Genomic DNA, 22,865 nt, shown 5'->3' with positions numbered 1-22,865 from the left:
GGGATAAACAGCGTTATAAGTGTGGCGATTGTAACAAATCTGTTTGCATTGACTAAGTTTTTGAAAATACGTATTATGTGTACATAATTACTCAAAATCTCATGAAAATATCTCCGTTCTTGCCATTAGTTGTTGGTAGTGCAGCTGGTATCTTGGCTAGTAGTGCATTTCCAGCACAAGCTTTGGTGTTTAATGTTGGTGGAACAGACTACGACATTACCACTACTACTGATACCTATGATAATATTTCCTCAACGCTGCAATCTCAGCCTTGGTGGGGAATATCTAATCTAGCAGATCAATTGGCTCAAGCAGTTGGTACACAGTTAGGTACACCAAATACTGATGATGAGGGAGATCCTGTTAGTCCCCTTTTTGCATACAATTTTCCAGATCCTGATAACCTTGTTAATGGCTATTATTCTCCTGCTACTAATACATTCACGATTTTCTCCGATACACCATATACTTATGCTATCGTTTCTACTCCTGTCCCCTTCGATATCCCAGGAGGCGCAACAATCCCTACCGTCGGTTCTCTATTCGCCTTGGCACTGATGAGAACAGCTAAAAAGAGAATGGCATTTAAAACCGCTGAATCTACTATCAGTACAGTGATTAGTTAAGTAATTAATTTTCTACTTATATTGGCAGACAATGCAAACGTTTTTTTGTAATCCCGAAGGAATTCTGCTTTTCAATGCTTGATTTATTTTTGTCTCTAATTCCTCAAAATTGTTGATTTGGCGTTGCATATTTGCGGGATATTTTGAATTTTTGTAAACGAAAAAATCTCACTTCTTCGCGCACTATCCCTACGGGACATTATGGCTAACGCCAAGCTTCGCGAACGTGAACGCGTCTTTGCGGTTCAATAATTCATCCCTGTTTTAAGCAGCGCCGTTAATTTTATTGAGATGATATCTAATATCAGTTATCATGACCAAAAATTAATTCACGGTTACAAAGTTGCGCTCTGACTTCTTCGTCGTGAAAAATGCCAATTAAGGCACAACCTTGAGCTTTTTTCTCTTGCAGCAGTTCAATGACTACCTGGCGATTGGTAGCGTCTAGGGCTGAAGTTGGTTCATCTAGTAGCAAAATTGGATAATCAACTGCTAAAGCACGAGTAATATTTACCCGTTGCTTTTCACCTCCAGAAAAGGTAGTGGGGGAAAGATGCCACAGTCGTTCTGAAAGGTTGAGGCGATGAAATAAGTCTTTAACTTTGTGATATGCAACATCTATATCAATACCTAATTCCAACAGTGGTTCTGCGGCAACATCTAACGCTGGTACTCTGGGAATTACTCTTAAAAACTGACTGACATATCCAATGGTTTTCTGCCGAACTGCTAAAATTTCGTGGGGAGCGAGTTGACATAAATCCACCCAATATTCATCATGCTTCACCCAAATAGAACCACTATCAACGCGATAGTTAGCATATAAACAGCGCATAAATGTAGATTTCCCACTACCGGAAGTTCCAGAAAGAGCAACACATTCCCCAGCATTAACGCTCAAAGACACACCTTCTAGCACCGATAAATTAATGCCTCCTTGCTGATGCAGAATAAAACTTTTTCGCAAATTATCAACTTGTAAAAGTGCTTGGTTAGGAAAGTTGACTGGATGATGATTAATAGTTAATGATTGCATTGTTAAGAAACTCACGGTGTTAAAGCGGCGCTGACTAGTAGTTGAGTGTATGGATGTTGTGGATCATCAAGCACTTGATCAGTTAAACCTGATTCCACCACCTGTCCTTGTTGCATGACTAATAATCTGTGTGCCAGCAATCTGACTACGCCGATATCGTGGGTAACTATAATCACGCTGAGGTGAAAATTGCGGACAAGCGATCGCAACAAATCCAATAACCGCGCTTGCACCGAAACATCCAACCCACCTGTCGGTTCGTCCATCAAGATTAACCGAGGACGTGTCACCAATACACGGGCAAGTTGTAATCTTTGTTGCATCCCTCCAGAAAAGTGGACTGGTAAATCATCTATCCGTGTTGGGTCAATTTCCACTTGTTGTAGCCAATGGGCAGCCTCATCTCGAATATTGCCGTAGTGCCGTACCCCAATATCTAGTAAGCGTTCACCGATATTTGCTCCCGCACTCACCTTCATTCGCAGACCATCACGGGGATTTTGCTGTACAAAGCCCCACTCAGTTCGCATCAATAATCGCCGTTTAGCTTCCGCAAGTTGAAAAATTTCTAAGTCTTCACCGCTACGGCTAGTATAAGTAACATTACCTTTGTCAATAGAAATGTAATTGGCAATAGCACTTAGCAAAGTAGATTTACCCGAACCTGATTCTCCGACAATACCGAGAACTTGCCCAGGATAGAGATTAAAAGAAATGCGATCGCAAGCTTTAATTGCGCCGTAAGATTTACTCAGTTGGTGAACCTGTAAAAGGGGTTTAGTCATTTTATTGGGCATTGGGCATTGGGCATTGGGCATTGGTCATTGGTCATTGGTCATTGGTCATTAGTCAAGAAAGTTGTTAGCTAGGGAATAACTCTCTACTTTTTCTCCCCCTACAAAAGTCTGTATCTGAGCAGATCCACATTCGTCCACCTTGGTCGTCAATGACTACCTCATCTAAGTAGCTTTCTGTAGAACCGCATAATTCACAAGCTTTATCCCATTTTTCTACAGTAAAGGGATAGTCCTCAAAATCGAGACTTTTAACTTTGGTATACGGTGGAATTGCATATATGCGCTTTTCTCTCCCTGCACCAAATAATTGCAATGCCGGACTCATATCCATTTTGGGATTATCAAAGCGAGGGATCGGACTAGGACTCATCAGATAGCGGTTATGCACCATTACTGGGTAGTCGTAGGATGTGGCAATATGTCCATGTGTGGTAATATCTTCGTAAAGCTTGACGTACATAGCTCCGTATTCTTCCAGAGCGTGCATTTTGCCCGTCTCGACAGATGAGGGTTCTAGCCAGCGCAAAGGTTCAGGAATGGGTACTTGGTAAACTAAAATCTGTCCTTCTTGTAGTGGTGTTTCGGGTATACGGTGGCGAGTCTGAATTAAAGTCGCTGCTTGTGTGTGTTCTGTTGTCTTTACACCACAAACTTTTTTGAAAAAGCGACGAATATTCACGGCGTTAGTGGTGTCGTCTGCTCCTTGGTCAATAACTTTCAAGACATCATTTTGACCAATGACAGCAGCCGTGACCTGAATTCCACCAGTACCCCAGCCGTAAGACATGGGCATTTCTCTGGAAGAAAAGGGAATTTGATGTCCTGGAATTGCTACGGCTTTCAGCAAGGCACGACGAATGGAACGCTTTGTTTGCTCGTCTAAGTATGCAAAGTTAAAGCCTGTTTCTGGGGATTGGGGATTGGGGATTGGGGACTGGGGACTGGGAGAAATATTCATTTGATTGGCGATATGAAACAGAATCTGGGATGATAATGCTTTCAATGGTAGGTTTCATAGTTATTTGATGTGATATCGGGCGACTTCTTGACCTGTTACATAAACAGATGCGATCGCAGCTATGGCGGATGGTAAAGGATTATCAGGAGATATCAACAGGAAATCAGCATCTAACCCAGGAGCGATTTTACCTTTGCGATCGCTAATTCCTGCTGCTTGTGCTGGTCGGTTGGAAACTAATGACCATGCTTGTTCAAAGGACATTAAGCCTAATTCTTGGAGTTTGAAGGGTGCATAAAACAAGGAAGGATAATGATAATCTGAGCAAAGACAATCGATGACGTTATTTTTAACTGCCTCAGCTACACTCATTAAGCCTAAGTGAGAACCACCACGCACTAAGTTAGGCGCACCCATGAGAACTGCTGCACCATATTCACGAGATTGGGCAGCTAAGTCCACAGTAGCGGGAAATTCGGCGATCGCTACTCGGCGTTGTTGACTGAGTGTTACTTTCTCAGGACTATCATCATCGTGGGAAGCAAGGGGAATACTGTAGGTATGAGCTAAATTCACTAGTTGTTCTATTTGCGCTTCTCCTTCATGTCGTCGTGCTGCTACCTGATCGATTAATTCTTCAATCTCTTCTATAGACATGGATGATCTTTGCTTCACACTATTGAGATAGCGGCTCAATCTCTTTTGATTTCCTGGAGGTGGTAGGTGATCGTTGATGGATAAAATATGTACCCTGCCAGATTCCATCCAATCACACAATTCTTGATGACCTACGATATTTGCTTCTTCATGTCTGATATGAATGCGATGGTTGCAATTTAAGACTTGTTTTCCTGCCCCTAAGATGAAGTCAATTAAAGCACGGGCAGAATCTCGGCTACGTAAACCTGGTTCATAAGAATCGGTAATTGAGCAATAGAAAGTTGTGATACCAGATGCTAAGAGGTTGCGGTCATTATCTGCGATCGCTATTGGTAGAGGAAAGTTAACTCCCGGACGGGGGCAAATCATCCTTTCAAAAGCATCGCCATGTAAGTCAATAATTCCTGGTAACATCTGGAGTCCTTGAGCATTTACCAAATCAAATCCATCAGGACTATTTGTCTGATCAATCCTGGTAAATTGCCCATCTTCAATTAAAACTGTGGCATCTTTTAACCAACCATCGGGAGTTAATACATTTGCTCCTTGAATAGCAATTTTTGTATTTCTTAGTTTTGAGGTTATTTGCATAGTTTGTGTTATTGTTACTGACTTACACTAATTTTTTCAAACGAGGATAAAAACTAAATTTCCCGTAAGTATTCAGGATAGATAATACTCCAAGTCAGAAGAATAAAGACGTTTCGAGTCAAATTTAATAATTTTGATAAAATCTTGCTTCTCTCTATTCTTCATTTCATAAGCATTCTGATTCCTGACTCCTGACTCCTGAATTCTTACAATTTCCCTATTCCCTGTTCTCTCTACTTCTAATTTTCCGCACTACATTTAGCTCTGCTTGAAAGTCAATGTAGTGTGGGAGTTTGAGATGTTGGACAAAACCTTGTGCTTCCACATTGTCAGAGTGGGAAAGTACAAACTCGACGTTTTGGGCTGGGCCTTGAATAGTTTCCCCTAATTCCTCGGCTCGCATTGCTCTATCAACCAACGCCATCGACATAGCTTTACGTTCGTTGTAGCCAAAAGTGAGACCATAACCACGGGTAAATTGTGCAGGTAATTCTTTACTACCTTTAAACTGATTGACCATTTGCACTTCGGTGACAGTAATATCTGCGATCGCTATTTCAAATCCCAATTCTTCTGGACAAATCACCACCTCTACTTCCCCCATCCGAATCTCTCCCGCAAAAGGATGGTTTCTGCCATAGCCCCGTTGTGTAGAATATGCCAGCGATAACAAAAAACCTTCATCTGCACGCGCTAAATTTTGCAGTCTTGCATCCCTTCCCGCAGGAAAAGTCAATGGTTGACGAGTTAAGTCAAATGGTTGAGATGAGGGAGATAACGGAGAATCATTATTTACTTGCTCCCCCTGCTCCCCTGCTCCCCTGCTCCCATGCCCTTCTTCCGCTTGCATCAATCCTTCACGATCTAAAGTGTCAATTACACGCAAAACTGTTTCTGTAATTGCTTCTGCTTCTGGTGCTTCAGGAATTTGTCCTTCTGCTATTAATTTAAAGTCTAGTAGACGATGAATGTAATCGAAGGTAGTCCCTAATCTTTGTCCTCCTGGTACATCTTTAAAAATGGCAGAAATGCGGCGTTGAATCTGCATTTTGCTGGTGTCTAATGGCTGGCTATAGTAAAAGCGGGGTAGTGTTGTCCGGTAGGCTCGTAATAAAAAAATTGCTTCTACTAAATCACCCCAAGATTGTTTAATGGCTAGGGCTGCCAACTCTCGATCATATAAGCTACCTTCACACATCACCCGTTCTACTGCTAGGTTTAGCTGTTGTTCAATTTGGTCTAGGCTCAGTTCGGGAATAGCAGGATCACCTCTGCGTCTACTTTGCAGGAGTGCTTCTGCATTTTCAATTGCCTGTTCACCGCCTTTAACTGCAACGTATGGCATAATTTGTAATTTGTAATTTGTAATTTGTAATTTGTGATTGATAAATTGGCGTTGCTGATTAAGAGTATGATTTTATTTCACGCAGAGGCGCAAAGTCACAGAGAGTAACAGTTTGAAATCTTTGATTTTTCAATTTCATACTTCAATTCAGCAACGCCGATAAATTTAGGTTTGAACTGAGTTTTTTACTACTAACTTTGCTGTGCGTGGTAGACCCATGACTGCATTTTTTGTAAATAAAAACACATCTACACCTTGTGGATAAGCTTGGTGATTCTGCATCCAGAATTCCCAAAAATGATGGGGAAGTGTGGGAGAAATCTCTTGCTGATCTAAAATACCTGAACCTGTCAAAATTACAGGCTTTCCCATCTCAAAACTTTCTACCTGTATCAACAATGTTGTTGAAGCCTCAGGTTTTTCAGCTGTCCCCCAGTTAAAAATAGATAATTCTGGCAATGCTGCCAAATCTTGAATTAAAGCAAAATTAGCTTCCTCTGGGTACTGAGTAAAACGACAGCCAGCATGGAACAACAACCAATCTCTCACTTGATCTGCAAAACTCGGCTGTAGCCATACCACAACATCCAAATCCAGCAATGTCAAACAAGCAGCCCCACAAGCAGGTGTTACACCCAAAGGTACACTCATATCAGCGCTGATATGATAAGGTGTACCCGGTCGAGCATTAGCATCAAGCAACCCTCTAAACGTCCTCTGAGCATCATGAATTGAGTCTCGAAAGCCAGGTAAGTACGTAATTTTATTCATTAATTTTCCCTTATCTCCCCCTGCTTCCCCTGCCCCCTGCCCCCTGACAAGGGTAGGTTTTTAATATTATCTGTTAAGGCAGGACTAGGAAGACAAGGAGGGAAAGTAGACAAGGAAGATTTTCTCCGCACAATGGTCTTTTTGTTACCAATAAAATATAATTTTGTACGGTTTTCCTCCCTTGTCCACTGTCCTTCCTTGTCCCCCAAGTCTTGCCCTCACGACAATGTAAAATACCTACCCTTGTGAGCCCCCTGCCCCTCACCCTTCCCCTCTCACCATTGTGAAGAAATTGACCTGAGTGGCTGCTGCTTGACGCTGCTTTAGTTCCTGCTGCTGTTGGTATTCAGCTTGCAAAGGTTGAATTACTTCAGCCTGAATTTGATCGTGCCAATTTGGGGTTTGTAGTAACGCATCACAAACAGCGGCTAGTTCTGCATGACGGTGCGATCGCCCTGCTACATAACCAAATCCAGCTATCGCTTCGTGGCCTTGGCTCTCTAACTGTACGACACAGCGAGTTATGGTAATTTCTCCCAAGTTAAATGGCTGTCCATTACCTCCAGCACATCCCCGCACCATTGCTAAACCAATCTCTGGGGGGCGTAAAAAGCTATAGTTGGGCAAAGTACGTAATTTGTTTACCAGTTTTTCTAATAGCTCTAACTCGGCTTTAGCTAATGTTGCCATCCATACTTGTCGCTGCGTCACAGTAGACATAAGTTGAGTTATGGTATTTTGTTTTAAACTATTCTGAACTTGTCTAGACATCTAGATGAAAAATAGATTAACGCAATTTTGACAATTTGACCTTTTTTTAATTGGGAGCGAAGCGACTTGACATCTAAATTATTGATATATGAAGGAAGTAAGATTAACGAACCCTCCTGACCTCTGCTAAACTAGCCATTTTCTCACTCTCGCAGAAAGCAAATCAATGGTAGCAGTAGCAACAACCAAAATAATGAGAATTACACAGACTTTTTGATATTCAAATGAACCAAAACTTTGATATAATGAAACACCAATACCACCAGCCCCGACGATTCCTAACACAGAAGCAGAGCGCACATTTGACTCAAATCTGTAGAGAGTAAAAGAAGTCCACAAAGGCATAACTTGCGGAATCACTCCATAAATAACTTCTTGAATCTGACTTGCACCAGTAGCTCTAATTCCTTCTATAGGTCCTGGCTCAATTGATTCTACAGCCTCTGAAAACAGCTTACCGAGAATGCCTGTAGTATGCACAAATAAAGCCAAAACTCCTGCAAATGGACCTAACCCTACAGCAACTACAAATATAAGTGCAAAGACGACTTCATTAATAGCACGCATAGCATCTAAGAGGCGACGTGTCGGTTGTACAACCCATATTGGACACATATTATTAGATGCTAGGATAGATAGAGGAACAGCTGCGATCGCTGCCATTATGGTTCCCCAAATTCCCATTGATATAGTAATTAGTGTTTCTGAAAAATAATACTTCCAATCAGTAAAATCAGGTGGAAAATATGCTCTTATATATTCCACCATGTTGTCTCCCTGTAGTAGAAGCAAAGGGAAATTTAACTCACTTTGGTTATAGGCAAAAATCAATGCAGCAACACTCACTAAAAAAAACACAACTCTTTTAATATTCACAAGTTTTGCTTCTTTCTCTAACATTGCTACTACGGTGGGAGATGCGTTAGTAATTGTCTGGTTTTGTGACCGCATTTTTTCTAACTATAAACTGAAGTTTACTGAATTTCTTTAAGTTGCTGATTGAGTTCTGCTATTTTTTGCTTTTTTTCTTGCTCACTAAGATTGTCTTGATTTTTAGTTTCTTCGATTTTTTTTCCAATTTCTAGTTCGCGAATTGTATGCCAATTTTTATCTTCAGCCTCTACAAAACCAGATACTTTCATAGGTGCTAAGATTTTAGCATCTTTGTAGTTATAGAAAAAGTTTTGAAACTTCTTTTTGATATCTGCTGGTAAATCTCGACGATAAGCAATCGGATCACTGGGAATTAGAGGTGATTGCCAAATAACTTCAAGCTTCTGTCTAGCTGTAGGATTGGTGCTTTCTAGACGACTTAATACCTCATTGCTGATGGTTGCTACATCTATCTGTTTATTAGCTACAGCTAGGGCGCAGGCTTCATGATTACCAGCGAAAATCAAACGTTTAAATGCTTTTTTAGGATCAATACCATTTTTAGCAAAAATATAGTAACTGGGAACTAAAAACCCAGAGGTAGAGCTTGGATCATTAAAAGCAAAGGTAAGCTTAGATGCATTTTCAATTACATATTTATCGCCACCTGCTGCTATCGCTTTGGCCGTAATGGAATTGTCTTTATTAGCAATTAAATGAGAATAGTAGCCTTTAGTTCCATCTTCACTCACAACCTGAGCAAATGCTTCTGCATCTGCAACTTTTGCTGCTTGAATATAAGGTTTACCACCTAGCCAAGCTACCTGAACTTTACCAAAGCGCATGGCTTCTATAACTGCTGCATACTGGGTAACGTAGAAGGGTTTAATGGGAATACCAATTTCTTGTGACATAGCAGCAGCGAAAGGTTCCCATATCGGTTTTTGATTAGCTTGAGATTCTGTAGACAGAACACCAAAATTAATTTCTTTAATGGCTGCGGTACTACTATTAGTAGTGCTAGTAGTACTCTTATTATCAGAATTAGAAGTACAAGCTGAAAGTATTTTTGCACTTGCCAAAGTCATGGTAAACAAAGAAGCCTGTTGAATAAATAATCTTCTGTTCATAAGTTTTAGTTGTGGAATGTAAGTCAAAAGATGATAATTTACAGCAGATTAAGCTAGTAACGAGTAACGAGTAGGAAGGAGTGTCAACCACTCGTTACTCACAATTCTTCTGAGTCTATAATAGTTCTCCGTGTCCTCTCATGATTAGTTCTTCGACTGCTGTACCGTAAATTTCATTAAGTTTATTGTCATTTAGTTCTACGGTTGCACCATCAAACATGATTTCGCCATCTCTGAGTGCGATCGCTCGATCAAAGTAACAACGCACCATTTGTATCTGATGCAAGGAAGCCACTACAGTAATTCTGCTTTGGCGATTTAGCTGCACGAGTAACTCCATGACTTTCCGCGCCGACTCAGGATCTAGGGAAGCAATGGGTTCATCGGCAAGGATGATTTTCGCTCCTTGCACTAAACAACGCGCGATCGCCACCCGTTGCTGTTGCCCTCCAGACAGTATAGATGCGCGATTATAAGCGTATTCAATAATACCTACTCGCTCTAGTGCAGCCAGAGCTTGGACTTTTTCTGCTTTGGTAAATAAATGTAATATTGAGCGTAAAATAGACAATCTTGCTAAGTTACCAACAAGAACATTTTCCATCACTGTTAGCCGATTGACTAAATTAAACTGTTGGAAGATACAGCCTATCTGACTTCGTAAATACCTAATTTTAGAGTGTAATTTCCCCTCGCTTTGTAGGGCAGTGCCAAAAATATGAACTGTACCTGCATCTCCAATATGCAAGCCATTGATGTGCCTCAAAAGGGTAGATTTGCCTGAGCCAGATGCACCTATAAGAGCAACCATTTCTCCTTCATTAATTGTGCAGGATACATCTTTGAGTGCTGTTTTACCTTTGAAACTTTTCGAGAAGTTACTAACTTCAATAGCCATTTGTTGACATTTCAATATCTCCGATTAAAATTAATATTACTTTATTAAGTAATGATTATGCAAAAGTTAATTGATAACTGAATTATTTAACTATATATAAGTAGCATTTAGCCCTGATAGCAAGACTCTAGCTTCAGCAGGGATGGATGGCATGGTTAGACTTTGGCGGCGCGACGGTTTGAAACCATTCACAGATAACTACAATGATTCATTTAGAAAACCAAATCGTATTCATCACAGGTGCAAGTAGCGGCATTGGTGCAGCTTGCGCCAAAATCTTCGCTAATGCAGGTGCAAAACTGATTTTAGCTGCTCGACGGTACGATCGCTTGCAAGAATTTGCCAAAACCTTAAATTTACAGGCTGACAAAATCTATTTATTGCAACTAGATGTGTGCGATCGCGCTGCCGTCGAATCCACAATCTCTAATTTACCCCCAGATTGGTCAAATATTGACATCTTAATCAACAACGCCGGTTTAAGTCGCGGATTAGATAAACTGCATGAAGGCGATATCCAAGACTGGGAAGAAATGATTGATACTAATATCAAGGGTTTGCTCTACCTCACCCGCTACGTAGTCCCCGGTATGGTTGCTCGTAATCGTGGTCATGTAATTAACCTTGGTTCCATTGCCGGACATCAAACTTACCCCGGTGGTAACGTCTATTGTGGGACAAAAGCCGCAGTTAAAGCCATTTCCGAAGGTTTGAAACAAGATTTATTAGGTACTCCCATCCGTGTAACATCTGTTGATCCGGGAATGGTGGAAACAGAATTTAGTGAAGTCCGTTTTCATGGTAATAAAGAACGCGCCAAAAAAGTTTATCAGGGACTTACACCCCTTACCCCTGATGATGTCGCTGATGTCATATTTTTCTGTGCGACGCGATCGCCTCACGTTAATATAAACGAAGTCATTCTCATGCCCGTTGACCAAGCTAGTGCAACCTTAGTTAACCGACGCATTTAAAAAACCTAATTGGGTAAATCCCTGCTAAAAATTAAGAGTTCCTGCACATTCCCAACCATCTTAAAATGTCCCCAGAATTTCCTATCGGTAGTAAAGTCCGTGTCGTAGAACTACCACCCTACGTCAAAACCGCTGACCCAATGCCCATGCTACGCCCTCCTAACGTAATTAGCATTGGCGAAGAAGGTATAGTCCTTGACCGTCGTCCCGGAGGATATTGGGGCGTGCGTTTTGGACAGGGAGCCTTTCTCATAGATAGCCAATACATTGAAAGCACAGAAAAGCTTCCTGAATCTCAACCAGAATCAGAATAGCAGCCACCAAGAATGATAACTTAACATAAGTTATTATTCAGGTTTAGACAATGATTTCCCGCCGCACTTTTATCAGCATCTTATTTGCCACTTGTTTGTCCCTGATGAGTTGGTTAAACTTTACCCCCACTGCTCATGCTTTAGGAGGTAAACTACCCACAATTAACCAACCAGCACCAGAGTTTACATTACCCACCAATACAGGAGAGGGCAAAATTTCCCTCTCTGACTTGCGTGGTAAATGGGTAGTTCTGTATTTTTATCCCAAAGATTTCACATCTGGCTGCACAATCGAAGCACGTCGTTTTCAGCAAGATTTGCCCAAATACATAGAAAAAAATGCGGAAATTATCGGTGTTAGTGCAGATGACATTGATTCCCATGCCGAATTTTGTGACTCAGAAGGGTTAAAATTTCCTTTATTAGCTGATACTAACGGCGCAGTCAGTAAAACTTACGGTTCTTGGATAGGCTATGTATCTATGCGCCATAGTTTTATTATTGATCCTCAGGGTGTTCTTCGTGATACTTTTGTGAAAGTCAACCCAAATATTCACAGTGCAGAAGTTTTAGCGCGACTGGAAAAACTACAGTCAGCCGCTTCTTAATTCAAATTTCCATAAGTTAAAACACAGAAGGACGAAAAGTTAGTTGAATTTATCAACATTTATCTCCTCTGTGTTCTCTATTTGTTCTCTATATCCTCTGAAGTGATCACCTCTTTTTTATAAATAATTGGTAATTCTTCATTCTCTCCGCGTCTCCCTATCCCCAATTTCCCATTCGGGTACTATTTCCAATGAATCATGATCCTTTTATAGTTCCACCAGGTACAAAGATTTCTTTAAAAAATGACTATAACCCAAGTTATCAAACATCCTCTGAAGAAAAAGTCGATGCCAACATAAAATTAACAGCAGGTATTCAACAATTAGCTAATTATCAAGATATTCTTTATGCTCAAAACACCTATGCCTTGCTGATTATTTTTCAAGCAATGGATGCTGCTGGTAAAGATAGCACCATTAAACACGTAATGTCTGGTATTAATCCCCAAGGATGTCAGGTTTTTAGTTTCAAAGCACCAAGTGCAGAAGAATTAGACCATGATTATTTATGGCGATCAATGAAGGCTTTACCAGAACGAGGACGAATTGGCATATTTAACCGTTCATACTATGAAGAAGTACTAGTAGTGCGCGTACATCCAGAAATTCTAGAAAAACAACAACTTCACTGTATTCCTCAAGGTAAACATATATGGCAACAGCGTTTTGAGGAAATTAATAATTTTGAAAAATATTTAGTAAATAATGGAATTATTGTTCTCAAATTTTTTCTTAATGTCTCTAAAAAAGAACAGAAAAAACGTTTTTTAGATAGAATTAAATCACCAGAAAAGCATTGGAAATTTTCAGCTAGTGATGTAAAAGAACGGGCTTTTTGGGATGATTATATGCTCGCTTATGAAGAAGTTTTTAATCACACTAGCACTGAATTTGCACCTTGGTATATTATTCCTGCTGATCGTAAATGGTTTACAAGGTTGATAGTCGCTGATATTATCTGTAAAAAATTACAAGCATTAAATTTACAATATCCAACTCTTAGTGAAGAGCATAAACAGCGACTTTTGGAAGCTAAGAAAATGTTGGAAAGCGAAGATTAACTTACAGTAGTTTTCGTTGCTTGTAGATGAGAGTGCGATAGGGCAAGTGCTGAACCGTTAGGTCTGGTAGGTCTGGGAATCGTCTTTGCTGATTACTTAATCCATTATATAATGTAATCATCATCCTATCGAGTCAGGAGAATTTATTATGCTGACTACTAATACTAACAAAACATTATATGAACAAGATTTCTACTTATGGATACAAACCACTGTTAAACTATTGCAGGAAGGTAAATTAGAACAATTAGATATTCAGAATTTGATTGAAGAAATCGACAGTATGGGGCGGAGTGAAAAGAAAGAATTAAAAACTCGCTTAATAGTCTTAATTGAACATTTATTAAAACTGCAATATTGGATAGAAGAGAAAGATTATAATGCTAGAGGTTGGCGCAATACGGTTGTTGAGCAAAGACGACAAATAGCTTATACTCTGGCAGATAGTCCCAGTTTGAAATCTGTCTTAAATGATGTATTTCTAGACTGTTATACAGATGCTAGAAATGATACCCTCAGAAAATATCAACTTGACTCAGAATTATTCCCCGAAGAGTCACCCTTCTCTTTAGTTGATATTCTCAATGTAGATTTTATACCCTAAATTTAGAGCGTTCACTTCTTATAAATCAAAAACACCGAACCAATCGGCCCAAAGTTTTCCAAATAGATTTTCTTGTTGTAATACAACCCCGGCGACATTCCCCCATCAAATAAAATCCCCTCTTGAATTCTCCCTAAACAATTATTTCTGGCAATTCCTGTTAACACATCATCAAACTGACTGGGTAGCAACTCTTTATTATTTGCAGAAATTTCCAGACTAGAATTAGCTTTTGCATCATTTACTAACAGAATTACATAACCTTTACTTGTAATCGCAGCCATAGAGCGATTAGTTGCACCTTTACAAGCAAATTCTCCCAAGGCTTTACAAATATCTTTAAACTTACCTTGACTATAAAATCTGCCATTACCACCTACCAAATTATAATTAAGAGAATTCGCTCCTCTTCTTCCAGTATCAATAGTAGCTATACGTTCCTTTGGGTTTCCACCTGATATCCCAAAAGAAGAACGTTTATTTTTAAACGCACCTGAATACTCTACCCCACGAGAAATATTTAAACCTTGGGGTTTATTCACAGTATCTATATAGTCAGCATTAATTGCTGCAATTGGTGATTTACCATTTAATTTAGAATTTTCATCCGCAATTAGTTGACCAAACTGTTTGGGTATGAATTCTTTGCGAAAGTTGCCTCTACTATCTTTAGCATATATTTTATGAGCTAAACCCACATTAACTTTAAAATCTAGTTCTGCTGATTTAGGATTAAAAAGAATTACATGATTTATACCTTTAGTGTATCTTTCACCTTGATTATTAGTCTTAAAAAATTCAATACTAAACTGCGAATTATTACCTGGACACTTAGCAGATGGTTTTGGGGCTGAATTAGCTGCCATATCCTGACAACCTGATAATAAACCTGCTGCTATTGTCGCAATAAATAAAGAGAAAGGTAAGTTACAGTTTCTTTCCTCACAGGAGAGAAGTTTGGAGAGAGATCCTAAATTTAATTTTTTGAAGTACATATCATGAAAAAACCTGCTACAGCATTACTATAGCGGGGATTATGTCTAAGTCCGACAAATCGATATAATCCCATTTACTTATACCATTTCCATTCAATATGCATTATACTTTATTTTGCGTTATTAAGCGGAACATAAAGCTTCAGTTATAAAAAGTTATGTTTGTAAGCTGCAACAACTATCCTAAAGATAGGCAATGGTTTACGACTAATGAAGGATTTAGATACCTTCAACACTTTTTAACATTAGGGGATATATAGGACTAATATTTGATTTTTGAAATATACGTAAGGTGGGCATTGCCCACCCTACAAATACGGAGATTTTTTCAAGAATCAAATCGGATTCCTATAGTTTATTCCCCAAATTGCATTCATGGAAGGGTATGACGTTGTATTGATTGGTGGTGGTTCCACTAGCTATGCTTCCAGCAGGGTTATTATTTAATCATCAATACTACCAATTTATTAATGAAGCAATGAATTTTTATCAAGCTATCTTTAATTATCAATTGTTGATAAATGATGTCTATATAAGGGCATTTGCAGAATTTCTAAAACAATGGAATTATCCACCGAGTAAAAATGGGAATAGCTTGGATAATTTGCAACAAATAATCCAAATTTGGACTAGTGAATTTGATCGTAAATTTGCAGATAAATTTCGGTCAGAAGATGCCGTCATTGTCCAAGGTAAATTTTTAAATACAGCTATTATTAACTGGTCATACCAGAAAGAATTAATAAAAGAATTTTTGCCAATTCTAGGTTTGGTGCGTCAAATTAATCCCCTGAATATTGTTAACTATTTTTATGAAGATAAAATACAATTGGGAGTTACACCGAAAGTAGAAGTATACAAAGAAGATAAAATTGTATTATACCACTATTCACCTGGTAAAAATTCTTTAAATATCCCTATCTTGATTGTTTATGCTTTGGTCAACCGTCCCTACATTGTTGATTTACAAGAAGGACGTTCTTTTGTTGCTAATTTGCTCAAACTCGGTTTAGATGTCTATTTGATTGATTGGGGATATCCTGGTGAGGATGAACGTTGGCTAACCTTAGATAAATATATCAATGGTTATATAAATAATTGTGTAGATGTGATATCCAAAATCCATAATCTAACGCAGATTAATTTATTGGGAATTTGTCAAGGTGGAACATTCAGCCTTTGTTACAGTTCTCTGTATCCAGAGAAGGTAAAAAACCTAATTACTATGATTACTCCTGTAGATTTTCATGTTAATGATGGACTACTCAATATTTGGAGTGGATCTACTTTAGGTTCTCAGGCTTTAGATGTAGACTTAATGGTTGATACTTTGGGGAATATTCCTGGTGATTTTCTCAATTATGTCTTTTTAATGTTGAAACCTTTTCAATTAGGAATTAAAAAATATATTGATTTGCTAGAGATTATTGAATCTGAAGAAAAGCTACTGAATTTTTTGAGAATGGAAAAATGGATTTTTGATAGTCCTGACCAAGCAGGGGAGACTTTTCGACAGTTTATTAAGGATTTATATCAAGGAAATAAATTGATTAAAGGGGAAATGGAAATTGGTAATCAGCGAGTTGATTTAGCCAATATCAAAATACCGATTTTAAACATTTACGCCGAACATGATCATTTAGTTCCCCCAGCTTCATCTTTAGCACTTGAGAAATATATTGCTAGTACTGATTATACAGTACATTGTTTTCCAATTGGACATATTGGAATGTATGTCAGTAGTAAGGTGCAGAAAGACTTACCGTTAACTATTGGAAATTGGCTGAAAGAGCGATTGTAAAAATCTCTTAAAATTTCGTTTATTAGCTTTAAAGCTTATATTTAAAAGGAGGCAGAGCCTCCTCAGCTGCATTCCCAGCCAGAGACTGGGAACGAGATATTAGTTGGGTTTCCTTGCGTCAATCCAACCTACCTTAATTGGTTTATGATTTACGCATCATTTTAAAATAACTATCCCACAATTTTCTTTGCGTGTCGATGGAGAAACGATTTACTTGTTCTTGGAATTCTAAAGAGTTTTTCACTAAGTCTTCTTGTAGTTTCATACTTTGCTCTAAATTTTCTGGGGGATTTGATAAATTGAGATTCTGCATACTCGATAAAGTTGAAGTCCAATTATCGAAAATAATACTTTGGAATTCATTTAATTGTCGAAAGAACTGCTCAAAGTTATTGAAAAGATCCATTATGATTACTCCTATTGGATGATATTATTTGATTCAAACTCAATTCTAAAGTAACTATATATATAAGATTTTATTTATTTCTTAAGAGTGATTTGTTAATAAATATTTTTTTATATTCTAAAGTTAAAAATAATGGAATTTAAAGTTTGATTTTCATGTATTTAGAGAGATCACAGAAAACCCCCTCAACTGCGCTGCCGAGCCTCTGCGTGAGATAAAAAAATATATTGATGGAGCAGTATGCAAGAAGCTTATATTGTCTCAGCAGTACGCACACCACTGGGTAAATTTGGCGGTGTTTTAGCAGATTTGTCACCAGTAGATTTGGGTGCGATCGCAATGAGTGCGGCTTTAGAAAAAGCGGGAATTTCGGGAGAGGCTTTAGACTTATATATTTTTGGTAATGTACTCAGAGCCGGACACGGACAGTCATTACCCCGTCAAGCAGCTTTCCAAACTGGGATTCCTGACACAGTAAACGGTTATGCAGTAGATATGGTGTGTTCGTCGGGAATGATGAGCGCAATCAATGCTGCTACAGCAATTCGTTCCGGTGAAGCTGATTTAGTGCTGACTGGAGGGATGGAATCTATGTCTCAAACCGGGTTTTTACTTTCACACCGCGCTCGCTGGGGATATAAATTTTTACAGAATTCACCAGAACAACTCAGGGATATTTTAGTTGATGACGGACTCACAGATCCCATCAGTGGGGAAACAATGGGAGAACAAGCAGAACGATTAGCAACAACTTACCAAATTACCCGAACCGAGTTAGATGAAATTGCTTTTTATTCACAACAAAGAGCAACAGAAGCTACCGCAAACGGACTGCTCAAACAGGAAATTACACCAATTAAAATTGAAGGAAAAAAAGGCAACCAAATTATTGATCAAGATGAAGGAATTCGCCCAGAAACAAGTTTAGAAAGTCTGGCAAAATTGAAACCCACATTTAGAGAAGATGGAGTTTTTACCGCTGGTAACAGTAGTCAAATATCAGATGGTGCAGCCGCCTTAGTTTTAGCAAGTAAAACAGCAGTAGAACAGCATCAACTTCAACCAATAGCCAGATTAATAGGTGGAACATGGACAGGAGGAGAAGCTTGGCGATTTCCCGAAGCGCCGATTTTAGCTGTAAATAAACTGTTAGAAAAACTGAAAATGAAAATCTATGACTTTGACTTATTTGAAAACAACGAAGCCTTCGCTTTAAGTAACGCCTTATTTAATCGCTTACTAGGAGTTCCCCAAGAGAAATTAAACGTTTTTGGGGGAGCGATCGCACTAGGACATCCTTTAGGTGCTTCAGGAGCGCGAATTTTAGTTACCCTTCTCAACGCCCTACAACAAAAAAACGGACATTTAGGACTAGCCGCAGTTTGTCATGGTAGCGGAGGAGGAACAGCGATCGCATTAGAAAGACTCAGGTAAATTTACACCAAACTCTGTTTCTCTATTTCTTCGCGCCTCCGCGCCTCTGCGTGAGATAAAAATATGACCTTAGGATTAGAAGATCAAGTAATTTTAGTCACAGGTGGAAATCGAGGCATAGGAAGTGCGATCGTCAACTTGCTTTTAGAGTTAGGAAGCAAAGTAGCCTACACCTACCGCAGTATCCACACACCCCAACTTGGCACACTCGCAATATCCGCAGATGTCACCGATAAAATCGGCATGGCACAAGTAGCAGAACAAGTAGAAAAACAACTCGGTGCAATTGACGGAATAGTAGCTAATGCCGGCATCACCAAAGACAACTTTTTCCCCAAGGTAACAAGTGCAGACTGGGATGCAGTCATAGATACAAACTTAAAAGGAGTTTACAACACCCTCCAACCGATTATTCCCAAAATGTACGATCGCCGTTCCGGTTCAGTAGTTTGTATTTCCTCAATTTCCGGCGAACAGGGAAACCTCGGACAAACTAATTATGCAGCATCCAAAGCAGCAGTAATAGGTTTCACCAAATCATTAGCCAAAGAAGCCGCCAGGTATGGAGTGCGAGTAAATGCAGTAGCACCGGGATTCATTGAAACCGATATGCTTAACCCCATTTCTGACAAAGTAAAACAACGAATTTTATCAGAAATTCCCCTATCACGCTTTGGTAAACCCGAAGAAATCGCTTGGGCTGTAGCCTTCCTACTTTCACCCTTAGCTAGTAGCTACATTACCGGAACAGTTTTGCGAGTTAACGGCGCACATCATACGTAGAAGATAGGGAACAGGGAACAGGGAATAGGGAATAGTAAAAGCTTTCAATTCATTGGTTATTCAAAAACACCTTTACAAAAAATGACTACAGAAACTGTAACAAAAGAAAAATATATAGATGTCAGTGGCTTAAACATCCGCTACTGGACAGCAGGTAACAACGATCCACCTTTAGTCTTATTACATGGAGTTGGTGAAAGCGTTATTGATTGGTCTTGGGTACTACCCAAACTAGCAACCAATCACCGTGTTTTAGCAATTGATCTACCTGGTAGTGGCGAAAGTGATAAACCAAAACGCGATTATTCCCTTGATTTTCTCACCCAGTTCTTAGCCGATTTTCTCAAAACTCTAGAAATTCAAAAAGCTGTATTGGTTGGTAATTCTCTGGGTGGAATGATTTCCATGCGTTTGGCGTTATCAAAACCTGAACAAGTAGCGGCTTTAGTGCTGGTAGATAGTATGGGATTTAGCAACATCGTTAACCCCATTCTGTCGAATTTAACTTTACCTGTATATGGAGAATTAGCGATCGCTTGGTGCAAAACTTCTCTAGGAGCAACGCAGCGGGCTTTATCACGGGCTGTACTGCTGTTTGCCCAACCTGTGAAAGTTCCTTCTCAATGGATAGCAGAACAGGAGCGCATGGCTAAAATACCGGGCTTTTTAGAGGCTGCTTTATCTGCTCTTCGCGCCCAATTAAATTTATTTGGACAGCATCAAATCATACTTGATTCTCTCCCCCAGTTGCAAATGCCAACTCTGATTATCTGGGGAATCAATGATTTAGTTTTACCAAATAACCAAGCTCAAAATGCTGTTAGTCGTCTCAAACAAGGACACCTGGCTTTAATACCCAACTGTGGACATATACCTCAAGTTGAGTGTCCTGAATTATTCACTACTGAGTTAAACAAGTTTCTAGTGTTGGTGAATCAAAGTATGAATTTGTCTCACGCAGAGGCGCAGAGGCACAGAGAGTAAGAGTTTTAGAGATATTTTGTGTCAGTCGTAATTTTGTTGAAGATTGAAAGGAGTCGCATCTATGCAATTAAAGCCGATAAATCAACAAGTTGTTTCCGTTGTTGGTGCTTCTAGCGGTATTGGCCGAGAAACAGCTTTACAATTTGCTCGACGGGGTGCAAAAGTTGTAGTTTCCGCCCGGAGTGAGTCAGGGTTAAAGTCTGTGGTGGAGGAAATTCGCAGTTTTGGCGGTGAAGCAACTTCCATTGTTGCTGATGTGCAGGAATTTGAGCAGGTAAATGCGATCGCAGATAAGACGGTAGAAACATTTGGGCGAATTGATACTTGGGTGCATACTCCCGCAGTAGGGCTTTTTGCCACTTTCGACAACACAAAACCAGAAGAATTTAAGCACGTTATTGATGTGGACTTAGTTGGACAAGCTTATGGCGCAATGGCTGCTTTACCCCATTTGAAGCGGGAAGGAAGAGGGGCGCTAATTCATATTTCTTCAATGGAAGGTAGGCGATCGCTTCCTTATCAAAGTGCTTACTCTGCCGCAAAACATGGAATTGAAGGCTTTGTGGAAGCCATGCGGATAGAGTTACAGCATGATAAATGGCCAATTAGTGTCACAAGTATCAAACCTGCGGTAATTAATACCCCATTTTGGAATAATGGTTTAACTAAGTTAGGCGTAAAACCAGCCGGTATACCACCTTACTACGACCCCAGGCTGGTAGCTGATGCAGTCGTCTATGTAGCGGAACACCCAACTCGTGATCTTTTAGTTGGTGATGCAGCCAAAGTGTTAGATGTATTACAACGACTTTCTCCTGGGCTAGTAGATTCACTGTTACTAACCATCGGTTTTGATTTACAGCGTAGTTCTGAGCCAAAATCTGAAAACGCACCAAATAACTTTTATCAGCCTGTTCCCGAACACGACAGAATAGATGGGGACTATAAAACACAAGTCATCCCCAGCTTTTTTGATGCCTTAGATAAAAATCCCCTGTTGCAATGGGGAGCGATAGCGGCTACAGGTGTTTTAGCGTTATTAGCAGTACAAACCTTGAAAAACAGAGGGTAATAATTTTGGATTTTGGATTTTAGATTTTGGATGCTGAAAATATTAATGTATAAGCTTTTCAGCTTTACATCTATCGCCATCATTTTTCCATCTCCAGACATAAATGGAAAAAGTAAAAATGAACCCAAATACTTAATTTAAAAGTATTTTTTTGATCTAACTAGAGGCTGATGAAGATCAAAGATTTGGTTAGTTTTCTAGAAAAGAGAAGCTGCACAAATATCAGATAAAAGTTTGCCAACTAGTTTGATTTTGTCTTCAGTGGCATCTGCAACCAACGAGGAATCCAAATGTTTTATCACAACAAGAGACTACAGTATTACACACCGCCCCAACGACCAGATCCAATCTACGCCAAGAAAGTCCAGGAACTTATAGGTGGCGTTTTTGGGGAAATGACCGTGATGATGCAGTACCTGTTTCAGGGTTGGAATAGTCGCGGGCCTGCCAAATATCGAGATATGTTGTTAGATACAGGTACTGAGGAAATTGGGCATATTGAGATCCTCTCCACCTTAATTGGTCATTTGCTCGATAAAGCACCGCTGAAATTGCAAGAACAAGCCGCAGAAGACCCTGTTGTCGGTGCAGTTATGGGTGGTACTAGCCCACTGGATGTAATTACAGATGTGATCGCAGCGGCAATGAACCCCCAGCATACCATTGTCACTGGTTTAGGAGCGCAGGCAGCCGACAGTGTGGGCTTTCCTTGGAACGGTCGCTTTATTGCCTCCAGTGGTAATCTGTTGGCAGATTTTCGAGCTAATCTCCACGCTGAAACTCAGGGACGTTTGCAAGCAGTGAGGCTGTATGAGATGAGCGACGACCCAGGGGTCAAAGATACCCTGAGTTTCTTAATCGCTCGTGACACCATGCATCAAAACCAGTGGTTAGCAGCCATTGAAGAAATAGAAAGCTCTGGTATAGAAACCACTCCTGTTCCCAGTTCCTTCCCCCAAAACTTGGAAAAACACGAATTTGCCTATCAATTCTGGAATCATTCAGAAGGCACTCAAAGCGAAGAAGGTCGCTGGGCAAAAGGACGCTCTATGGACGGTAAAGGGGAATTCGAGTATGTGGCACATCCCCAACCGTTAGGGCCAGAACCCCAACTATCACCTCCTGATCCACGCCTACACGATACACCACACCCCGGACAGACTCAAGGTAATGGAGCCAGCGCCCCTCCTTTGGTTGAGCGCACAACGACTATCGGTGGCTAATATGCCAGTTGCGTAAGTCCTGTAAAGTCTAACAATTGCTCACATTTCCTGACTTTTGTTTTTGTTCATCTGAGGTGATAATCACATCAAAAAACCCGCTATAGGATTACTATAGCGGGGATTATTAAAAGTTGCAGTTATGGCGTAATG

Annotated in this window: 24 protein-coding genes and 1 pseudogene; 13 read left to right on the top strand and 12 right to left on the bottom strand. The window is 39.8% G+C overall.

All coding sequences use genetic code 11. The features are described 5' to 3' along the window. The first annotated feature begins 101 nt into the window (after nucleotides 1–101). Nucleotides 102–626: a hypothetical protein gene (locus H6G59_RS00760; protein ID WP_190711269.1), complete on the top strand. Its 525-nt coding sequence runs from the start codon at nucleotides 102–104 to the stop codon at nucleotides 624–626. A 304-nt stretch (nucleotides 627–930) separates the two neighbouring features. Here the strand turns inward: H6G59_RS00760 and phnL are convergent, their stop codons facing one another. From phnL to phnC, 10 genes are all read right to left on the bottom strand, one after another. Then, nucleotides 931–1,662, bottom strand: a complete 732-nt coding sequence (phnL, locus tag H6G59_RS00755; RefSeq protein ID WP_190711268.1) for a phosphonate C-P lyase system protein PhnL — start codon at nucleotides 1,660–1,662, stop codon at nucleotides 931–933. Nucleotides 1,663–1,673: 11 nt separating this feature from the next. Beyond that, entirely contained in the window at nucleotides 1,674–2,447 is a 774-nt protein-coding gene (gene phnK, locus H6G59_RS00750) for a phosphonate C-P lyase system protein PhnK (protein ID WP_127053348.1), read from the bottom strand. 76 nt (nucleotides 2,448–2,523) lie between these two features. Then, nucleotides 2,524–3,417, bottom strand: a complete 894-nt coding sequence (locus H6G59_RS00745) for an alpha-D-ribose 1-methylphosphonate 5-phosphate C-P-lyase PhnJ (protein WP_190711540.1) — start codon at nucleotides 3,415–3,417, stop codon at nucleotides 2,524–2,526. Nucleotides 3,418–3,477: 60 nt separating this feature from the next. Further along, nucleotides 3,478–4,668: an alpha-D-ribose 1-methylphosphonate 5-triphosphate diphosphatase gene (locus H6G59_RS00740; RefSeq protein ID WP_190711267.1), complete on the bottom strand. Its 1,191-nt coding sequence runs from the start codon at nucleotides 4,666–4,668 to the stop codon at nucleotides 3,478–3,480. A 217-nt stretch (nucleotides 4,669–4,885) separates the two neighbouring features. Beyond that, the gene (locus H6G59_RS00735) at nucleotides 4,886–6,013 is read right to left on the bottom strand and encodes a carbon-phosphorus lyase complex subunit (RefSeq protein ID WP_190711266.1); all 1,128 of its coding nucleotides are present in this window, start codon (nucleotides 6,011–6,013) and stop codon (nucleotides 4,886–4,888) included. Between the two features lie 165 nt (nucleotides 6,014–6,178). Next, nucleotides 6,179–6,784, bottom strand: coding sequence for a phosphonate C-P lyase system protein PhnH (gene phnH, locus H6G59_RS00730; protein ID WP_190711265.1), 606 nt, complete (start codon nucleotides 6,782–6,784; stop codon nucleotides 6,179–6,181). 261 nt (nucleotides 6,785–7,045) lie between these two features. Continuing rightward, nucleotides 7,046–7,504: a phosphonate C-P lyase system protein PhnG gene (gene phnG, locus H6G59_RS00725; protein ID WP_190711539.1), complete on the bottom strand. Its 459-nt coding sequence runs from the start codon at nucleotides 7,502–7,504 to the stop codon at nucleotides 7,046–7,048. Nucleotides 7,505–7,681: 177 nt separating this feature from the next. Then, the gene (phnE, locus tag H6G59_RS00720) at nucleotides 7,682–8,506 is read right to left on the bottom strand and encodes a phosphonate ABC transporter, permease protein PhnE (protein ID WP_190711264.1); all 825 of its coding nucleotides are present in this window, start codon (nucleotides 8,504–8,506) and stop codon (nucleotides 7,682–7,684) included. Nucleotides 8,507–8,529: 23 nt separating this feature from the next. Then, nucleotides 8,530–9,558, bottom strand: a complete 1,029-nt coding sequence (phnD, locus tag H6G59_RS00715; RefSeq protein ID WP_190711263.1) for a phosphonate ABC transporter substrate-binding protein — start codon at nucleotides 9,556–9,558, stop codon at nucleotides 8,530–8,532. 115 nt (nucleotides 9,559–9,673) lie between these two features. Further along, nucleotides 9,674–10,456, bottom strand: a complete 783-nt coding sequence (gene phnC, locus H6G59_RS00710; RefSeq protein ID WP_190711262.1) for a phosphonate ABC transporter ATP-binding protein — start codon at nucleotides 10,454–10,456, stop codon at nucleotides 9,674–9,676. A gap of 106 nt (nucleotides 10,457–10,562) precedes the next feature. Between phnC and H6G59_RS27790 the strand changes: the two are divergent. The 6 genes and pseudogenes from H6G59_RS27790 to H6G59_RS00685 form a co-directional block, all read left to right on the top strand. Beyond that, nucleotides 10,563–10,706: pseudogene (locus H6G59_RS27790) on the top strand (hypothetical protein); the annotation flags it as partial. Continuing rightward, complete coding sequence (locus H6G59_RS00705; RefSeq protein WP_190711261.1) at nucleotides 10,660–11,430, top strand: SDR family oxidoreductase; 771 nt, start codon at nucleotides 10,660–10,662, stop codon at nucleotides 11,428–11,430. The pseudogene H6G59_RS27790 and the gene H6G59_RS00705, both read left to right, overlap by 47 nt. A 65-nt stretch (nucleotides 11,431–11,495) precedes the next feature. After that, complete coding sequence (gene sipA / locus H6G59_RS00700; RefSeq protein WP_190711260.1) at nucleotides 11,496–11,744, top strand: regulatory protein SipA; 249 nt, start codon at nucleotides 11,496–11,498, stop codon at nucleotides 11,742–11,744. A 50-nt stretch (nucleotides 11,745–11,794) separates the two neighbouring features. Continuing rightward, on the top strand, nucleotides 11,795–12,352 hold the full coding sequence (locus H6G59_RS00695; protein ID WP_190648885.1) for a peroxiredoxin: 558 nt from the start codon (nucleotides 11,795–11,797) through the stop codon (nucleotides 12,350–12,352). A 191-nt stretch (nucleotides 12,353–12,543) separates the two neighbouring features. Continuing rightward, nucleotides 12,544–13,413 carry a polyphosphate kinase 2 family protein gene (locus H6G59_RS00690; RefSeq protein ID WP_190711259.1) on the top strand — a complete coding sequence of 290 codons (870 nt, stop codon included), beginning with the start codon at nucleotides 12,544–12,546 and terminating at the stop codon, nucleotides 13,411–13,413. Between the two features lie 148 nt (nucleotides 13,414–13,561). Beyond that, nucleotides 13,562–14,017, top strand: a complete 456-nt coding sequence (locus H6G59_RS00685; protein WP_190711258.1) for a DUF29 domain-containing protein — start codon at nucleotides 13,562–13,564, stop codon at nucleotides 14,015–14,017. Between the two features lie 11 nt (nucleotides 14,018–14,028). On the opposite strand, the gene H6G59_RS00680 is transcribed toward H6G59_RS00685, so the two are convergent. Further along, complete coding sequence (locus H6G59_RS00680) at nucleotides 14,029–14,883, bottom strand: phosphodiester glycosidase family protein (RefSeq protein ID WP_242038756.1); 855 nt, start codon at nucleotides 14,881–14,883, stop codon at nucleotides 14,029–14,031. Nucleotides 14,884–15,433: 550 nt separating this feature from the next. On the opposite strand from H6G59_RS00680, the gene phaC reads away from it, so the two are divergent. After that, on the top strand, nucleotides 15,434–16,813 hold the full coding sequence (gene phaC, locus H6G59_RS00675; RefSeq protein ID WP_190711256.1) for a class III poly(R)-hydroxyalkanoic acid synthase subunit PhaC: 1,380 nt from the start codon (nucleotides 15,434–15,436) through the stop codon (nucleotides 16,811–16,813). Nucleotides 16,814–16,955: 142 nt separating this feature from the next. Here phaC and H6G59_RS00670 read toward each other — a convergent pair whose 3' ends face one another. After that, complete coding sequence (locus H6G59_RS00670; RefSeq protein WP_190711255.1) at nucleotides 16,956–17,219, bottom strand: hypothetical protein; 264 nt, start codon at nucleotides 17,217–17,219, stop codon at nucleotides 16,956–16,958. A gap of 240 nt (nucleotides 17,220–17,459) precedes the next feature. Here H6G59_RS00670 and H6G59_RS00665 point away from each other — a divergent pair, with 240 nt between their 5' ends. The 5 genes from H6G59_RS00665 (at nucleotide 17,460) to H6G59_RS00645 (ending at nucleotide 22,715) form a co-directional block, all read left to right on the top strand. Further along, complete coding sequence (locus H6G59_RS00665) at nucleotides 17,460–18,653, top strand: thiolase family protein (protein WP_190711254.1); 1,194 nt, start codon at nucleotides 17,460–17,462, stop codon at nucleotides 18,651–18,653. Between the two features lie 63 nt (nucleotides 18,654–18,716). Beyond that, nucleotides 18,717–19,436, top strand: a complete 720-nt coding sequence (fabG, locus tag H6G59_RS00660; protein ID WP_190711253.1) for a 3-oxoacyl-ACP reductase FabG — start codon at nucleotides 18,717–18,719, stop codon at nucleotides 19,434–19,436. An 81-nt stretch (nucleotides 19,437–19,517) separates the two neighbouring features. Further along, complete coding sequence (locus H6G59_RS00655; RefSeq protein WP_190711252.1) at nucleotides 19,518–20,420, top strand: alpha/beta fold hydrolase; 903 nt, start codon at nucleotides 19,518–19,520, stop codon at nucleotides 20,418–20,420. Nucleotides 20,421–20,481: 61 nt separating this feature from the next. Next, nucleotides 20,482–21,492, top strand: coding sequence for an SDR family oxidoreductase (locus tag H6G59_RS00650; RefSeq protein WP_190711251.1), 1,011 nt, complete (start codon nucleotides 20,482–20,484; stop codon nucleotides 21,490–21,492). A 290-nt stretch (nucleotides 21,493–21,782) separates the two neighbouring features. Continuing rightward, the gene (locus H6G59_RS00645) at nucleotides 21,783–22,715 is read left to right on the top strand and encodes a manganese catalase (protein ID WP_190711250.1); all 933 of its coding nucleotides are present in this window, start codon (nucleotides 21,783–21,785) and stop codon (nucleotides 22,713–22,715) included. Nucleotides 22,716–22,865 lie beyond the last annotated feature (150 nt).

The organism is Anabaena lutea FACHB-196 (genome assembly GCF_014698305.1).
GTDB lineage: Bacteria > Cyanobacteriota > Cyanobacteriia > Cyanobacteriales > Nostocaceae > Anabaena > Anabaena lutea.
The sequence above is the reverse complement of the archived record's forward strand: the minus strand, read 5'-3'. Positions and strand labels throughout refer to the sequence as shown.

Excerpts from the sequence above, each read along its gene's own strand:
- phnE (WP_190711264.1), bottom strand. The coding sequence starts at position 8,506 with ATGCGGTCACAAAACCAGACAATTACTAACGCATCTCCCACCGTAGTA.
- H6G59_RS00760 (WP_190711269.1), top strand. The coding sequence starts at position 102 with ATGAAAATATCTCCGTTCTTGCCATTAGTTGTTGGTAGTGCAGCTGGT.
- H6G59_RS00695 (WP_190648885.1), top strand. The coding sequence starts at position 11,795 with ATGATTTCCCGCCGCACTTTTATCAGCATCTTATTTGCCACTTGTTTG.
- H6G59_RS00690 (WP_190711259.1), top strand. The coding sequence starts at position 12,544 with ATGAATCATGATCCTTTTATAGTTCCACCAGGTACAAAGATTTCTTTA.
- phnL (WP_190711268.1), bottom strand. The coding sequence starts at position 1,662 with ATGCAATCATTAACTATTAATCATCATCCAGTCAACTTTCCTAACCAA.
- H6G59_RS00745 (WP_190711540.1), bottom strand. The coding sequence starts at position 3,417 with ATGAATATTTCTCCCAGTCCCCAGTCCCCAATCCCCAATCCCCAATCC.
- H6G59_RS00735 (WP_190711266.1), bottom strand. The coding sequence starts at position 6,013 with ATGCCATACGTTGCAGTTAAAGGCGGTGAACAGGCAATTGAAAATGCA.
- H6G59_RS00685 (WP_190711258.1), top strand. The coding sequence starts at position 13,562 with ATGCTGACTACTAATACTAACAAAACATTATATGAACAAGATTTCTAC.
- H6G59_RS00705 (WP_190711261.1), top strand. The coding sequence starts at position 10,660 with ATGATTCATTTAGAAAACCAAATCGTATTCATCACAGGTGCAAGTAGC.
- H6G59_RS00665 (WP_190711254.1), top strand. The coding sequence starts at position 17,460 with ATGCAAGAAGCTTATATTGTCTCAGCAGTACGCACACCACTGGGTAAA.
- phnD (WP_190711263.1), bottom strand. The coding sequence starts at position 9,558 with ATGAACAGAAGATTATTTATTCAACAGGCTTCTTTGTTTACCATGACT.
- H6G59_RS00680 (WP_242038756.1), bottom strand. The coding sequence starts at position 14,883 with ATGGCAGCTAATTCAGCCCCAAAACCATCTGCTAAGTGTCCAGGTAAT.
- sipA (WP_190711260.1), top strand. The coding sequence starts at position 11,496 with ATGTCCCCAGAATTTCCTATCGGTAGTAAAGTCCGTGTCGTAGAACTA.
- phnK (WP_127053348.1), bottom strand. The coding sequence starts at position 2,447 with ATGACTAAACCCCTTTTACAGGTTCACCAACTGAGTAAATCTTACGGC.
- phnG (WP_190711539.1), bottom strand. The coding sequence starts at position 7,504 with ATGTCTACTGTGACGCAGCGACAAGTATGGATGGCAACATTAGCTAAA.
- H6G59_RS00655 (WP_190711252.1), top strand. The coding sequence starts at position 19,518 with ATGACTACAGAAACTGTAACAAAAGAAAAATATATAGATGTCAGTGGC.
- H6G59_RS00645 (WP_190711250.1), top strand. The coding sequence starts at position 21,783 with ATGTTTTATCACAACAAGAGACTACAGTATTACACACCGCCCCAACGA.
- H6G59_RS00670 (WP_190711255.1), bottom strand. The coding sequence starts at position 17,219 with ATGGATCTTTTCAATAACTTTGAGCAGTTCTTTCGACAATTAAATGAA.
- H6G59_RS00650 (WP_190711251.1), top strand. The coding sequence starts at position 20,482 with ATGCAATTAAAGCCGATAAATCAACAAGTTGTTTCCGTTGTTGGTGCT.
- phaC (WP_190711256.1), top strand. The coding sequence starts at position 15,434 with ATGCTTCCAGCAGGGTTATTATTTAATCATCAATACTACCAATTTATT.
- fabG (WP_190711253.1), top strand. The coding sequence starts at position 18,717 with ATGACCTTAGGATTAGAAGATCAAGTAATTTTAGTCACAGGTGGAAAT.
- H6G59_RS00740 (WP_190711267.1), bottom strand. The coding sequence starts at position 4,668 with ATGCAAATAACCTCAAAACTAAGAAATACAAAAATTGCTATTCAAGGA.
- phnC (WP_190711262.1), bottom strand. The coding sequence starts at position 10,456 with ATGGCTATTGAAGTTAGTAACTTCTCGAAAAGTTTCAAAGGTAAAACA.
- phnH (WP_190711265.1), bottom strand. The coding sequence starts at position 6,784 with ATGAATAAAATTACGTACTTACCTGGCTTTCGAGACTCAATTCATGAT.